At 68.9% G+C, this 14,670-nt stretch carries 9 protein-coding genes and 2 pseudogenes; 7 read left to right on the top strand and 4 right to left on the bottom strand.

The annotated features are described in order from the left end of the window. Nucleotides 1-107: 107 nt before the first annotated feature. A pseudogene (locus ACIBB8_RS06135) lies at nucleotides 108-239 on the bottom strand (hypothetical protein); the annotation flags it as partial. 160 nt (nucleotides 240-399) lie between these two features. Beyond that, nucleotides 400-687, bottom strand: a pseudogene (locus ACIBB8_RS06130) (histidine kinase); the annotation flags it as partial. Between the two features lie 520 nt (nucleotides 688-1,207). Here ACIBB8_RS06130 and ctaD point away from each other — a divergent pair. Both ctaD and ACIBB8_RS06120 read left to right on the top strand, forming a co-directional pair. Then, complete coding sequence (gene ctaD, locus ACIBB8_RS06125) at nucleotides 1,208-2,995, top strand: cytochrome c oxidase subunit I (protein ID WP_398949412.1); 1,788 nt, start codon at nucleotides 1,208-1,210, stop codon at nucleotides 2,993-2,995. A gap of 51 nt (nucleotides 2,996-3,046) precedes the next feature. Continuing rightward, nucleotides 3,047-3,367 (top strand): hypothetical protein, encoded by a 321-nt coding sequence (locus ACIBB8_RS06120; protein WP_358859934.1) that lies wholly within the window; start codon nucleotides 3,047-3,049, stop codon nucleotides 3,365-3,367. A gap of 245 nt (nucleotides 3,368-3,612) precedes the next feature. Here ACIBB8_RS06120 and ACIBB8_RS06115 read toward each other — a convergent pair whose 3' ends face one another. Then, nucleotides 3,613-4,908: a glycosyltransferase 87 family protein gene (locus ACIBB8_RS06115; RefSeq protein ID WP_398949240.1), complete on the bottom strand. Its 1,296-nt coding sequence runs from the start codon at nucleotides 4,906-4,908 to the stop codon at nucleotides 3,613-3,615. Nucleotides 4,909-5,005: 97 nt separating this feature from the next. Beyond that, a complete protein-coding gene (mptB, locus tag ACIBB8_RS06110; protein ID WP_398949411.1) occupies nucleotides 5,006-6,427 on the bottom strand; it encodes a polyprenol phosphomannose-dependent alpha 1,6 mannosyltransferase MptB in 1,422 nt (473 codons plus the stop codon). Between the two features lie 516 nt (nucleotides 6,428-6,943). On the opposite strand from mptB, the gene ACIBB8_RS06105 reads away from it, so the two are divergent. From ACIBB8_RS06105 to ACIBB8_RS06085, 5 genes are all read left to right on the top strand, one after another. Continuing rightward, nucleotides 6,944-10,834, top strand: a complete 3,891-nt coding sequence (locus ACIBB8_RS06105; RefSeq protein ID WP_398949239.1) for a metallophosphoesterase — start codon at nucleotides 6,944-6,946, stop codon at nucleotides 10,832-10,834. A gap of 162 nt (nucleotides 10,835-10,996) precedes the next feature. Further along, nucleotides 10,997-12,148 (top strand): HupE/UreJ family protein, encoded by a 1,152-nt coding sequence (locus ACIBB8_RS06100; RefSeq protein ID WP_398949238.1) that lies wholly within the window; start codon nucleotides 10,997-10,999, stop codon nucleotides 12,146-12,148. A gap of 213 nt (nucleotides 12,149-12,361) precedes the next feature. Beyond that, nucleotides 12,362-13,651, top strand: a complete 1,290-nt coding sequence (locus ACIBB8_RS06095; RefSeq protein ID WP_398949237.1) for a sensor histidine kinase — start codon at nucleotides 12,362-12,364, stop codon at nucleotides 13,649-13,651. After that, nucleotides 13,615-14,259 (top strand): response regulator transcription factor, encoded by a 645-nt coding sequence (locus tag ACIBB8_RS06090; protein ID WP_366138879.1) that lies wholly within the window; start codon nucleotides 13,615-13,617, stop codon nucleotides 14,257-14,259. The genes ACIBB8_RS06095 and ACIBB8_RS06090 overlap by 37 nt, the downstream gene beginning before the upstream one ends. A 58-nt stretch (nucleotides 14,260-14,317) precedes the next feature. Next, nucleotides 14,318-14,641, top strand: a complete 324-nt coding sequence (locus tag ACIBB8_RS06085) for an FAD-dependent oxidoreductase (protein ID WP_398949236.1) — start codon at nucleotides 14,318-14,320, stop codon at nucleotides 14,639-14,641. Nucleotides 14,642-14,670: the final 29 nt, after the last annotated feature.

Raw genomic sequence — 14,670 nt, 5'->3', positions numbered from 1 at the left:
AGTCGTGGAGCGGGACGCGCCACATGATCCGGGTGCCGTCGGCCGCCGGCCGTTCGATGGCGAGTGTGCCCGCCGCACAGCTCCGCCCGCGTACGCATATTCACCAGCGCACCGCCGCGCCTGGCCGGCCGGCCGTCGTCGACAGCTGTCGGCGTTCCGGGAGTGGTCGTGTCACCGTCCGGGATGCCGATGCCGTTGTCCGTGACGGTCGGAGTCACCGCGTCGTCGGCCGACAGCACGATGTCGATACGACTCGCACCGGTATGACGGGACGCGTTGGACACCGCCTCGGCGGGACCGCCACCAGGTGTTCGGCGAGTTCGTCCGGGACGGTGGTGTCCACCGGCCCGTCGATCCGCACAGTGGGCCGGAAGCCGAGGACATGTGCCGCCGTACGAGCTGCGGGTGGCTGCTCAGATCGGTGAGCCGCAGCGGTTCCGGGTGGCGGATCAGCTCGCCGAGGATTCCGCGGCCGCACGGTGACTGCCCGATCCTGGCGGCGAGTTGGTCCGACAGGCCCACCGGCAGGAACTCCAGGAGCTTCTGCCCGTCCCCGACAATGCCGAGTGTTTCGTACTCCGCGTCGGTCAGCGTCAGCGTCACCGCTGCCTCCACGATGCCGCGCAACACCCCCGGAAGTTCCAGGCCCCGTCCCAGACTCATCACGGCATCCAGCAGACCGCGCATCCGGTCAGGTCGGCTGGGCTGCGGCCAGGCGGCCGGACCGGGGCAGGAGGGGCGGGGCGAGCCGAGCGTGGGGGAGGAAAGGGCGGGGGAGAGGACTTCGACATGGGAGCTGGCCTCGGGAGGTGCTGTCTCTGCCATCGGGTGGCCGTTCTCTGGGGCCGTGTGCCGTATGCCGGGCATCTGCTCACCGGATCACCGCAGGGCTGGGACCGGTCCACGGGCGGTCAGCCTACGACGGCCCGGGTGCCCAGGGTCCGGTGGTGTGGCCCCGGAGGCCGGCGCGGGCAGGGCCGGTCGGCTGCCGAATGTGTACGGAAGTAGGGCCGGTTGGCCCCGTGGGAGGTGCCCGTCGGTCCCTGGAGAGCGTCGCGGGCGGCGACCAGCATGGTGCGGCCGGGAAGGTCCGGTCCGTCCCCTCGTGATCCGCCGGACCTTCCCGACCGCTCCCTGGACACGCCCCGTGCGGCCGGGGAGTGCTCGGAGAACTGCCAGAGCTGGAGGACACGGTCCGGTGGACGCAATGGAATCGCAGGGCAAGCAGGCCGCCCACGCATATGGCCCCAAGCCCCCCGGCCCCGGGGACGACCCCACCGACGCGCAGGCCGCCACCGCCGACGCGGAGGCCACCTCGGCCGGTCGTCGGGCCACTCGGCCGGGCAGCACGCAGCCCGGCACCGGTCTGCCGGGCCGTTCCTCGCGCGGCCGGCTCGTCGTCTCGTGGCTCACGACGACGGACCACAAGCAGATCGGCACGCTCTATCTCGTCACGGCGTTCTTCTTCTTCCTGATCGGCGGTGTGATGGCGCTGGTGATGCGCGCCGAACTCGCCCGTCCGGGTACGCAGATCATTTCCAACGAACAGTTCAACCAGGCATTCACGATGCATGGCTCGGTGATGCTGCTGCTGTTCGCCATGCCGCTGTTCACGGGATTCGCCAACTGGCTCATGCCGCTCCAGATAGGAGCACCCGATGTGGCCTTCCCACGACTGAACATGCTGGCCTTTTGGCTGTTCCTCTTCGGCTCACTGATCGCCGCCGCAGGGTTTCTCACCCCTCAAGGTGCTGCCGACTTCGGCTGGTTCGCCTATGCTCCGCTGTCCGACGCCACCCATTCCCCGGGCGTCGGCGCCGATATGTGGATCATGGGCGTGGCGCTGTCCGGCTTCGGTTCCATCCTTGGAGCGGTGAACTTCATCACCACCATCATCTGTATGCGCGCTCCGGGAATGACCATGTTCCGGATGTCGATCTTCACCTGGAACGTACTGCTGACCGCCGTACTCATCCTTCTGGTCTTCCCGGTCCTCGCCGCAGCACTCCTCGCGCTGGAGATGGACAGGAAGTTCGGCTCGCACATCTTCGACGCCGCCAACGGGGGTGCGCTTCTGTGGCAGCACCTGTTCTGGTTCTTCGGGCACCCTGAGGTCTATGTGCTGGCTCTGCCGTTCTTCGGCATCGTCTCCGAGGTCATTCCGGTCTTCTCCCGGAAGCCGATGTTCGGTTATATCGGTCTCGTTTCCGCGACGATAGCCATTGCCGGTCTGTCCGTCACCGTCTGGGCCCATCACATGTATGTCACCGGTGGTGTGCTGCTGCCCTTCTTCGCCTTCATGACCTTCCTGATCGCCGTACCGACCGGAGTGAAGTTCTTCAACTGGATCGGCACGATGTGGAACGGATCGCTGTCCTTCGAGACACCGATGCTGTGGGCCACCGGATTTCTGGTCACCTTCGTCTTCGGCGGACTGACCGGTGTCATCCTGGCCGCACCGCCACTTGACTTCCACGTCTCCGACTCGTACTTCGTGGTCGCCCACTTCCACTACACACTCTTCGGCACGGTCGTCTACGCGATGTTTGCCGGATTTCATTTCTGGTGGCCGAAGTTCACCGGAAAGATGCTCGACGAGCGCCTGGGGAAGATCACCTTCTGGGTGCTGACGGCCGGATTCCATCTGACGTTCCTCGTGCAGCACTGGCTCGGCGTGGAGGGAATGCCCCGCCGGTACGCGGACTATCTCGCCGCCGACGGTTTCACCGCCCTCAACACCCTGTCCACCATCGGCTCATTCCTGCTCGGGCTGTCGTTCCTCCCCTTCTTCTACAACATCTGGAAGACCGCCCAGTACGGCAAGAAGATCGCCGTCGACGACCCCTGGGGTTATGGCCGCTCCCTGGAATGGGCCACCTCCTGTCCTCCTCCCCGCCACAACTTCACCGCCCTGCCCCGTATCCGCAGCGAGTCCCCGGCCTTCGATCTGCACCATCCGGAGATCGCCGCACTCGACCCCGCCGCATCGCACTGACCCCTGACCCGCCCACCACCGCAATCCCCGCTCCGAGGAGAGTGCTGCCCGATGTCTCATGGTGTTCTGGCGCTCGGCGTCGCCGTGCTCTGCGTATCAGGCAACGTCTGGTACCTGCCCGCCTGCATCGATCTGCGTGCGGGCCAGGACCGGCCGCGCTCCCGCCGGCTGGTCGCGGCCGCCGTACTGGCCGGGTGGGGATCGGCGGCCCTCACGATGCTCGTGCTGCTCATGCCGGTCACCCTGTTCGCGGCCGCGCTGGTGGCGGTCGCGGGTACCACCACCACGGTGTCCCTGGCCGTCCGCGCGCGGCTCTGCCGAGGCCAGGAGCAGTGTGAAGAGGCGGCCCGCTGGGCCGCGCTCTTGCGCTGACATCGGACGCGCGCAGCCGGCCGAGAGCCGAGGGTGCAGGCGATCCGCAACGCGGGCGGGACGGTCGCCTAGCCAACCGAGGGCGCGGACAGGATGCCCGGGCCCTGGCGAGTTCGCGACAGGTCAGCCGACGTGATGGTCCAGCGGGGCATCCGTTGGTCAGTTCGCCCTGAAGCACTGTGACCACATCTCAAACACGCCCACTACAAACGCAGAGGTCAGAACCGCCGGATGTGGTTGCAGTACTAAAGGAGCCTGTCTTTCCCGGCGTGCAGGGAAGCCGGGGAAGGGGCGGCTGCAGAGATCAGAGCCACGAGGGTGAGCAGTGCGCACACGGGGTAGGCCCAGCCGAGCACGACGAGGGGCCATGAGTAGTCGAGCGAGGTGATTTGGGGATGGAGTTGTACCAGCCAGAAAGCGAGATGGCAGGGCAGCGTCGTCGCCCAGGCGGCCTGGGCGGCTGCGCGCCAACGGGTGCGATGCGGGGTGTGGAGGAGCCAGAACAGGGCGGGAAGGGCCCAGACCCAGTGGTGAGACCACGAGATGGGGCTGGCGAGGAGGCCGAAGACCTGCACCGCGAGGAGGCAGCCGAGCCGGTCGGACCGCTGTGCGCTGCGCACCGCGGCGAAGAGTGCCAGCACGCCCACCAGGGCGGTTGCCGTCCACCATGGGGCGGACGTGTCCACGTCGTGGCCGAGGGAGCGTGAAAGCGCTCCGCGCAACGACTGGTTGAGCCCGGACCCGACGGGACCGACCCGTGCGGCATCGCCCACCGCGTGGAGCCAGAAGTCGCGGGAGGGCCCTGGCGCCAGCCACCATCCGATCGCAGCCGCGACGACGAACACCACGGCCGACCACGCGGCAGCTGCCCAGCGTCTGCGAATGAGGAAGTAGAGACCGGTGACCGCCGGGGTCAGTTTGATCGCGGCGGCGATACCGACACCGAATCCCGCCGCGGCTGCCGGACGCTGTTGGACAGCGAGGACGACCAAGGCCGCGAGCAGCAGGTTGATCTGCCCGAAGGCGAGTGTGGTGGTGACCGGTTCGGTCCACATCAGGGCGGCACTCCACAGCAGCACCCGCTGCCGGTGCTGCTCGTGTGGTGTGTCCGGGGCGGCCAGGCGCAGGCTGCCGTGGACGAAGGCGACCAGAGCCAGGAGTGAGGCCGTGGTCCAGGCGGCGGCTGCCAGCGGGAACGGGAGCGTGGAGAGGGGAAGGAAGAGGGCAGCGGCGAACGGGGGGTAGGTGAAGGGCAGACGGAAGATGTCGGGGCCGGGCAGGTTGAGCCGGAAGGCGTACAGGTCGCCGGAGAGCAGATGGGTGGAACCGGTGCGGTAGACCCGTAGATCCACCATGCCGGAACGGGTGCAGGCGGGGATCCATACCAGCAGCAGCATCACCAGGGAACTCACGGCCAGCACCCATGGCGCTCGGCGGGCCAGCGCGGACCGCACCGCCGGCAGTGATGGCCACCGAAGCTGTGGGTCCTGCGGTTCTTGGCCACTTGGCGGAACGACCGTGTCGTCCACGGTGGTTGTCATGATTGTGCCCTCCAACAACTTCGCTCGATCGCGGGCGAATGCCCGGGAAGCCCCGGTCGGAGGACCTCTGCCGACCGGGGTACCGCCTTCACCACCATCAGGGTGAAGGCGCCGGGAACCGGCCTGTGTCGGCGGCTCCGGTCATGGCGAGGGCCGTCTGTTCCCGACCCCGCTGAGCCGCCCATGCCAGCAACACCACGGTCACCGACCCTCCGATGACGCCGGCGACCACATAGGTCCAGGTCGGCCCCCGGCCCGCGGGCAGCACCAGCAGGAGCAGAGCGACCACCGCCCCCTTCGCCCGGGCATCCGCCAGAGTGCGCCACGCCACCACAGCCAGCGGCACCCCGCCCCACAGCAGGTACCACACCTGCACCGCGGGAGCGCAGATCACCAAGGCCAGCAGCCCCATTGCCGCAGCGTGTTCCGCCCCCTTGCGGGGAGCACGCCATATGAAGAACACCGCCGCGCCCAGCCCCGCCAAGGTCCCGACCGTACGTGCCGCGCTCACCGCCCCCGGCGCCGCGTTCGATCCCGCCGCGGCCGCGATCCACTCCAGCACTCGGCCCACGTCCGTGCTCACCGACAGCAGCGTGTACACCTCGGACGGCGTATGCATGGTCCGCAGCCACCCCCAGCCCTGCCCGCACAGGGTCACACCCAGCCACAGCGTTCCGCCGGCCACCAGGGAGATCCCGAGAGCACGACCGCAGCGCCGCCGCCAGCCCGACTGCGCGGCCACCGACACCATCGCGGCACACCCCAATGCCACCGCAGCGGGGGCCTTCACCAGCACGGCCCCTATCAGCACAGCGGCGCCCAGCCCCCATCGACCGGAGCGGAAGGCCACGAAACCGGCCATCATCAGGCCGACCATCAGTGCCTCGTTGTGCGCCCCGCCCACCACATGCGCCAACACCAGCGGATTGAGCGGCGCCGCCCACCAGGCCCCTCCACCGCCGGCACCCGTCCGCACCGCCAGCCGCTGCACAGACCACGCCAGTAGGGCCAGCCCGGCGAGCGCCACCAGCCGCAGCCCCACGACCGCGGCGGCCACATGATGCTCCCCGGTCACCGACACCACGGCTTGGCTCACCAGCACGGACACCGGCCCGTACGGGGCCGGTGCGTTCCGCCACATCTCCGGGACATTGGCGGCGAGCGAGCCGCCCAGTGCCGTCGGGCCGACCTCGTAGACATTCCAGCCGTGCTGGGCCAGCGCACCCTGGGCCATGTAGCTGTAGACGTCAGCGCTGAACAGCAGTGGCGCGGGCAGCAGGGGCAACGCCCAGCATCCCAGCGTGTTCCACTGCTGCCTCCGGCTCATCACCGCACCGGCCCGCAACAGCGTGCCCAACTGCCACCAGGCCCACACCAGCAGCCCGAGTCCGGCATACGCCGCCGTCGCACCCACCGCCGTGAGGAGCGGGCCCGGTGCTCCCCACATCCCGTCCCGCACGCCTTGCGGCAACGCACCAGCGCCCCACGCACCCGCTGAGAGCAGCACGGAACCCCACATGCCCCGTCGCGTCCATACCCGGACCGCGCTCCCCATCGCCCTCATTCGGCCCAACGTAGATCCTTCCCCGGATCGCCCAACCAGCGCTCGTGAAATTGACGGCGAACTCAGGATGTCGGCCTGTTGTCCACGGCCAGGTCCGTGACGGGGGCAGTGCGACAGAGCCCGCTTGACGGACCCTCATGGAACGGGCGGAGTCGTTCGCGTCCGTCGCGGCCGCTTTTCATGATCTCGGTTGCGGTGACCCTCCGTGGCTCTGGCGCCGACACTGAAAGTGATCCAGAACCTAGCCCACCGGCAATCCTTTCACTGGTTGTTTACGGGGGATGTCACTCCATTCATCTGCACCGCCCAGGATTCGCCACGGGCATGTCGTACATCGTCGCGGCGTGCCCTTCACCTTGTGGCGAGCAGGAAGGACGGCTGCTGATGCGGCCCACAGAGCGGCGCGTACGGCCGGTTGGCGGATCAGGTGGACAACGGCTCGCGGGGGCAGCGCTTGCGGCGTTGCTCCTCGTGAGCGGCAATCTGACGGCGGCGTACGCCGAAACAGGTGCGGAGCGGCGCACACCAGTGCAGAGCGGGACGGCGGACGCCACGAGTCTGCCGACCCTCAGTCCCGGCGACGGGGCGTATCTGGAGGGTGCGCAGAAGATTGCGGCCACGCCGACGCTGGCCGGTGACTCCGTGACGGGGCTCGCGGTCGACGGGAAGGCGATCGACGGCGAGCGGACGGTCGGGGTGTCCCGGCTCAGCTTCGACGTCGGGTCGAACTCGACGGAGGCCCGATACCACAACTACGTGCTGGTCAACGGCGAGTACCGGGCCGACATCGGCGACCTCGTCAACGAGCGGGGCACGATCGAGATCCCGAACCAGCACCTCGTCAAGGGCGAGAACAAGATCGAGTTCTTCGCCGGCACGGTCGACAGCTCGTGCGGCGTCAACCACGACGACTTCGTGCTGTCCGACATCAGCCTGGACCTGCTCGGCGAGGTCGCGGACGGCGAGGAGAACGAGTACACGTACTCCTTCGGCGACGGCAGTTGCGGTTCGAACACCTCGCTGCTGACGAAGGCCGCACTCAGCTTCTTCGTCCTGGGCGAACCGCAGGGCACCACCGGCCTGCAGGCCGACCTGGACACCACGAAACTCGCCAACGGCGAGCACGCCCTCACCGCGACGACCACCTCGGGCAAGACCGTCAAGAACACCGTGACGGTGAACAACGCCCCGGTGGGCGCTCCCCGGCTGCTGCCCAAGGACGGCACGCTGGTGGGCGGCCGGCAGTCCGTGTTCGCGAACTTTCCGGCGGGCGCCGAGGGCGGCGCCCGGTCGCTGACCGTGGACGGTGACGCCCCCGTCACCGATCCGCACCTCGGCAATGGTGCGGCGACCTTCTCCTTCGACGTCGGGTCGAACTCGATCGACGACCGGAACGACAACTATCTGCTGGTCAACGGCAAGCGCATCGACCTGGGCGGCACCTGGGTGAGCCAGCGGGTCGACATCGCGATCCCGGCGCGTTTCCTGGTGCCCGGTGACAACACCGTCGAGGTCGTCACCGGCCCGTACAAGGAGAGCTGCGGCAACAATCGCGACGACTTCGACATCTCGCATCTCGCGCTCGCCCTCGAGGGCGGCACCGTCACCGGCCGCGACATCGCGGACTCCTACGCCATGGGTGACGGCACCTGCGGCAGCAGCGACACCCGCCTGCGCGAGGTGGAACTGCACTACACGATCGACGCCCCGGCCGTGCACGTCTCCGACACCCTCGGCTCCGGCAACGCGACCCTCGGCTTCACCGTCGGCAGCAACTCGATCGAGGCCCGCTACCAGAACTACATCCTGGTGAACGGTCAGAAGCACCTGCTGGACAGCGATCTGGTCAGCCGGCACGTCGACCTGGCCTTCCCGAACGAGTGGCTCGTCCCCGGCTGGAACACGGTCGACTTCGTCACGGGCACCTATCCGACGTCGTGCGGCGACAACCGCGACGACTTCGCCCTCTCCGACATCACCCTCACCCCGGCGAACGGCACTGCCGCCGGCCGGATGCTCAAGGGCTCGTACAGCCTCGGCGACGGCAACTGCGGCGACAACGTCAACCCGCTGACCGAGATCGACCTGGAGTTCTTCGTCGAGGGCCCGGCCCAGGGCCTCCGCGCAGACCTCGACACCACGAAGATCGACGACGGCAGGCACACCCTGGCCGCCACGTCGAAGGCCGGCAAGACCGCGACCCGGGTCCTGGTCACCGACAACTCCGCGCCGCGGGTGGCTGCCAGCGTCCCCGCCGCCGGGCAGAAGATCACCGCCTCGGTCGTCCTGGACGTCCGGCTCGAGGACCTCTCCGGCGTGGTGAACGGCCCCGACGTCAAGCTCGACGGCAAGCCGGTCCAGCTCGGCGCTCCGGTGGGGCCCGGCCTGTCCGCCGGCGAGCACACCCTGACGGTGTCCGGCACCGACGGCATCGGCAACAGCGGCGCCCGCGAGGTGAAGTTCACCTCCGCCGGCATCCCGGACGTCCCCGCCGACCTCACCCCGAAGTCCGGCACGACCGACGCGGGCAGCAGCGTCAAGCTGTCGGCGAAGGTGGCCGAGCCCGACGGCGGCAAGGTGAGCACCACCTTCTCCGAGGCCGAGATCCTCACCCCGAACCAGGTGTACCAGGGGACGGCCGGTTCCGTTCCCACCACGCTCCAGGTCAAGGGGGAGAAGAAGGTGACGGCGGCAGGCCTCGCCCCCGCCGACGGCAGGACGCTCGACGCGCCGGCCGCCGAGGACGTCACGTTCCAGCGGTTCGACGTTCAGGTGAAGGGCCACGTCGCCGCGCCGGTGCTGCGCTGGGAGGGGGCCATCGACCCCGAACGGCTCGCCGCGCTGCGCGTGTGGAACACCGCGACGAAGAAGTGGGACGTCCTGACGAGCGCCCGCGGCGCCGCCGAGGGCGACACCGTCCTGACCGCCGTCGTCGACCGGAAGTACGTCGACCGGCAGCAGGTCCACGCCATGGTGACGGGCGAGGATCCGTTCGCCGACGACATCGACGCCGGTGACCCGAACCGGTTCGCCGACCCCGGCTCGTACGACTTCTCGATCGTCCACTACACCGACACCCAGTACCTCTCCGAGGGCGCGGTGGAGCAGGAGACGCCCGAGGAGCGCGCGGTCTGGGAGAAGGCGTACGGCGACGTGTCGCGCTGGATCGCCGACAACAAGGACAAGCGCAAGATCGCGTACGTCGCCCACACCGGCGACATCATCGAGAACAACATCCGCAAGCCCGCCGACGAGGCCATGCAGCGTCAGGTCACCGGCGAGCTGGAGCTGTCCTCGAAGCAGCAGAAGATCCTGGATGACGCGGGTGTGCCGAACGGTGTGATCGCGGGCAACCACGACAACCAGTCGGGCACCGAGAACGGTCCGGACGCGATCTACAACCAGTACTACGGGCCCGAGCGTTACCAGGCTCTCTCCAAGGGCTGGAAGCACGCCGAGTACGGCGGCCCGTGGCGCGAGGGCGACAACCAGAACCACTACGACCTGTTCTCCGCCGGCGGCCTCGACTTCGTCGTGGTCGGCCTCTCCTACGGCGTGACGCGCGAGGAGGCCGAATGGGCCGACTCGGTCTTCAAGCGCTACCCCGACCGCAACGGCATTCTGCTCTCGCACGACTACCTCGCCCCGAGCAGCAACTCCGACGGGCGCGGCGCCCCGTTCTCCGCGCCGGATGGCTCGATGCTGTACAAGAAGGTGGTCCAGGACAACCCGAACGTGTTCCTGATCCTCGCCGGTCACGAGCACGGCGTCGGCACCAACGTGAAGCCCAAGGTGGGCAAGGTCGCACACGGCGTCGTCGAGCTGCTCGCGGACTACCAGTTCTACACGGTGTCCGCGGACCGGCTCGGGCTCACCAAGATCGGCGGCTACAAGCCCGACGACCGGCTGCAGTTCGGTGCGAGCTTCTTCCGGATGCTCCAGTTCGACGTCGGCCGCTCCGAGCTGACCGTGGACACCTACTCGCCGCTGCTCGACGAGTTCGGAGCCACCGAGTACGACACGAACCACCGCTACAACGGCACCGAGGACAACATGGTGCTGCCGATCGACCTCAGCAGCCGCAAGACGACCTTCAAGACCGACTCGCTGGCGCTCTACGACCCCGTGAGCGTCATCGGGAAGACCGAGGTCGACTCCGGTGGGATCGCCTCGGTGACCTGGAAGGGACTGGGGTCCGGCACGACCCACGCGTGGTTCGTCACGGCGCGCTCCACCGGCGGCGGTGTGACCGCCTCCGAGCCGAGTGCCTTCGTGACCAAGGACGCCCACGGCCGGCCCGGCGTCTGGGGAGCGGACGTGCCCGCGTACCCCTGGTTCACGTCGTCCACCGACCGGCGCTGACCGGTTGACCCGCCGGTAGCACCTGTCCGGCGTCCACGCCCGTTGTCCCGGACCCGACCGGTCCGGGACGACGGGCTCGCCGTCGTTGGCCCGTTGACAACGAGAACCGAGATCTCCATGCCTCCCGCCCCCCTGCCCACGCCAACGCTCCTGCCCTCTTCCTTGGCGACCCGGCTCCTGCCGCGCCGGCTGTCCGCCGCGCTCCTCACCACCGTCGCGGCCCTGGTGGCCGTGCTCGCCGCCGGCCTCGCCCATCCGTCCCCCGCCGCCGCGCACGACGTGACCTCAACCGCGTACGTCGGGGTGAAGGGCACCGGAGCCCGTGTCGAGGCGACCCTCGACCTCGAATACGACCTGCTCATGAAGTCGGCCTGGCTCTACGCCGAGGCGTACGAGGCGAAGGGCCGCGCAGAGCAGCTGCACCAGCTGAAGACCAACGCCGACGCGGTGACGGAGTACGTCACCGGACGCTTCGCCGTCACCCACGACGGCAAGGCCTGCACACCCCGCCGCGCCGGCGACGCGGACATCCGCACCCGCGGCACCCGGCCGTTCGCCGTCCTCACCCTGGCCTACGACTGCGCGGGCGGCGCCGACGGCACGTACACGATCTCCAGTGCCCTGTTCCCCGACACCGAGAGCTTCGTGCACAGCGCGGAGACGATCGTTCATTACGACATCGATGGGCAGAGGGGCTCCCAGGTCCTGTCCGCCGCCGAACCGACCCTGGAGACCGGCGGACACCACGAGTCGCACCAGATCGTGGAGTTCTTCCTGCTCGGCACCGAGCACCTGCTGTTCGGCCTGGACCACATCCTCTTCCTGCTGTCGCTGCTCATCGGCGCCCGTGGCCTGCGCGACATCGTTCTCGCGGCGACCACCTTCACGGCCGCGCACAGCGTTACGTTCCTCCTGGCTGCCACGGGCGTCGTGAACGTGCCGGGATCCTTGGTGGAGCCCGTCATCGCCGTCTCGATCGCTGTCGTGGCGCTGGCCAACGTCGCCCTGCGCGACCGCGAGGGGACCGGACGCTGGCGGCTGCCGGTCGTCTTCCTGTTCGGCCTCGTCCACGGCCTGGGCTTCGCCGGTGCGCTCGGCATCGATGAGAACCGGTCCTGGGAACTGCTGCTGTCGCTGCTGAGCTTCAACGTCGGCATCGAGGCGGTGCAATTGGGCATCATCGCCGTGGTGTTCCCGCTGCTGGTCCTCCTTCGCCGGACTCCCGCACACCGCTGGGCCCTGCCCGCGATGACCGCGCCCATCGTGATGGTCAGCCTGTACTGGTTCTGGGACCGGGTGGCGGACGTGGTGTGACCGGGTGACGCCGCGACCGAGTGGCGCAGCCGCCCCTCGCTGACCCCTGGCTCACCCCGGCCCGCTCCTCGCGCAGGGCCTTTGACCAGGCATTCGCCCAGGGGAGACCTAGGTCCCCCCTGAAGAAGGGGGGCAAGCCCAATGTTCCCGGAGCGGTCGCAGGACAGACTGATGCCTGCACGGACCAGGAGGTTCCGAACCGAGGAGGCCCGGATGACGACACCCGCACCACCCAAGCTCTGGCACCCGCCACTGCAGGGGCTGGCCCTGGCGGCGCAGAAGGTACCTGAGTTCGTCCTGTTCGTCCTGATGGTGATCTCCCTGGTCTATCTCGGCCTCGGCGTGGGCGTCCTGCTCCTGCCGCTGGTCGTGGCCGCCGTCAGGAAGCTGGCGAACCGGTCGCGGAGGCTGGCCCACGTCTGGTCGGGGGTCCGGATCGCCCAGCCGTACCGTGAACTGCCGCCGCGGGAGCCCGGCTTCTTCGGCCGGTGGCGACGCTGCTGGCAGCTCCTGTCCGACCCCGCCACCTGGCGGGACATGCTGTGGACGATCGTCGACCCCGTCGTCGGCACCTTCCTTGCCCTCATGCCGGCGGCACTGCTCGTCTACGGACTGGAGGGCCTGGTCTTCCCGTTCGTCTGGGACGACCTCGTGTCCGCCGGATACGACGACCACTACGCAGGACTGATCCACGTACACGGCGAGACCGGTCTGCGTACCTGGCTGATGCCCTTCGTCGGCATGGGGTTCATCGGGCTGGGGCTGTGGGCAGGACCCAAGCTGATCACGGCCCATGGCCGCTTCACCCGCACCCTTCTCGGCCCCCAACCGAGCGCCGAACTCGCCGCACGGATCGGTCACTTGACCCGCACCCGCGGGGCGGTCGTCGACAGCCAGGCGGCGGAGCTCCGCAGGATCGAGCGCGATCTCCACGACGGGGCGCAGGCCAGGCTCGTCGCGATGGGCATGAACCTGGATGCCGTCGAACAGCTCCTGGACTCCAACCCCGAGGCGGCGCGTGCCCTGTTGATGGAGACCAGGGACTCGTCCTCCAAGGCGCTGAGCGAACTCCGCGACCTCGTACGGGGAATCCATCCGCCGGTCCTCTCCGACCGGGGGCTGGGAGACGCCGTGCGCGCCCTGGCGCTGGACAGTCCGCTCCCTGTCGATGTGGTGGTCGACCTGCCCGGCCGGCTGGACGCCCCCGTCGAGTCCGCCGCGTACTTCGCCGTCAGTGAACTGCTGACGAATGTGGCGAAACACGCGAAGGCCGGGAGGGTATGGATCGACATCAGGCACGACCGGGACGCCCTGAGCATCAGCATGACCGACGACGGGGTCGGTGGCGCCGAGGCATCCGCGGGAACGGGGCTGCGCGGAATTGAGAGCCGCATTGCCGCATTCGACGGCATACTTGCCGTGAACAGCCCTCAGGGTGGACCCACGATGGCGACGATGGAGATCCCGTGCGCATTGTTCTCGCCGAAGACCTCTTCCTTCTGAGGGAAGGGCTCGTGCGCCTCCTGACCGCCCATGGATTCGAGATCGCCGCCGCCGTGGACACCGGCCCCGCCCTCCTGGACGCCCTGATCGAACACCGGCCGGACATCGCGCTCGTCGACGTACGGCTCCCGCCCACCTTCACCGACGAGGGCCTGCGCGCCGCCATCGAGGCACGCAGCCGGATCCCAGGGCTCCCGGTGCTCGTGCTCTCGCAGTACGTGGAACAGCTCTACGCCCGTGAGCTGCTGGCGGACGGTTCGGGCGGGGTCGGCTATCTGCTCAAGGACCGCGTCTTCGACAGCCGCCAGTTCATCGACTGCGTGCGCCGGGTGGCCGCGGGCGGCAGTGCGATGGACCCCGATGTGGTGGCGAAGCTCCTGGCGGGCAACGCCTCCGACGCGCCCCTGGGCCGGCTCACCGCACGGGAACGGGACGTGCTTGGACTGGTGGCGGAGGGCCGCTCCAACGCCGCCATCGCCGGGCGGCTCGGTGTCAGCGAGAAGGTCGTCACCAAGCACACATCCAATGTCTTCACGAAACTCGACCTCGTACCGTCCGACGACGACAACCGCCGCGTTCTCGCCGTCCTCGCCTATCTGAATTCCTGACAACTCTCGCTGTATAGGCGCCGTATAGCCCCCGCGGGCGTGCTGCGCCCGATGAGTCATGACCTCATTCTGGGAAATCGGGGAAATCAGAGACGTCCTTGTCCCACGCCCGATGGGCGACGCCTGGGAGGCCGAGTTCGGCGGTCCGTACCACACCGTGCACCGCGCCGATCTGCACGCCCTGCTCGCCGCCCGCCTCCCGGCGGACTCCCTGCGCCTGGACAGCCGGTGCACCGGCTACGCCGAGGACCTCGACGGCGTGGAACTTCGCTTCGCCGACGGATCCACCGCACGGGCCGATCTCGTGATCGGCGCCGACGGCGTCTCCTGGATCCGGCGCCCTGACGCGGAGGCGGCGCTCGCCGAACAGTCCGCCGCCTGAACCGTTCCCCCACGCACCACGCACCACGC

Origin of the sequence: Streptomyces sp. NPDC051286, from assembly GCF_044455345.1 — a bacterium.
Lineage (GTDB): Bacteria > Actinomycetota > Actinomycetes > Streptomycetales > Streptomycetaceae > Streptomyces.
The sequence above is the reverse complement of the archived record's forward strand: the minus strand, read 5'-3'. Positions and strand labels throughout refer to the sequence as shown.

Bases quoted from the DNA above. Each gene is read 5' to 3' on its own strand.
- ctaD (WP_398949412.1), top strand. From the start codon at position 1,208: ATGGAATCGCAGGGCAAGCAGGCCGCCCACGCATATGGCCCCAAGCCC.
- ACIBB8_RS06120 (WP_358859934.1), top strand. From the start codon at position 3,047: ATGTCTCATGGTGTTCTGGCGCTCGGCGTCGCCGTGCTCTGCGTATCA.
- ACIBB8_RS06115 (WP_398949240.1), bottom strand. From the start codon at position 4,908: ATGACAACCACCGTGGACGACACGGTCGTTCCGCCAAGTGGCCAAGAA.
- mptB (WP_398949411.1), bottom strand. From the start codon at position 6,427: ATGTGGGGTTCCGTGCTGCTCTCAGCGGGTGCGTGGGGCGCTGGTGCG.
- ACIBB8_RS06095 (WP_398949237.1), top strand. From the start codon at position 12,362: ATGACGACACCCGCACCACCCAAGCTCTGGCACCCGCCACTGCAGGGG.
- ACIBB8_RS06085 (WP_398949236.1), top strand. From the start codon at position 14,318: ATGACCTCATTCTGGGAAATCGGGGAAATCAGAGACGTCCTTGTCCCA.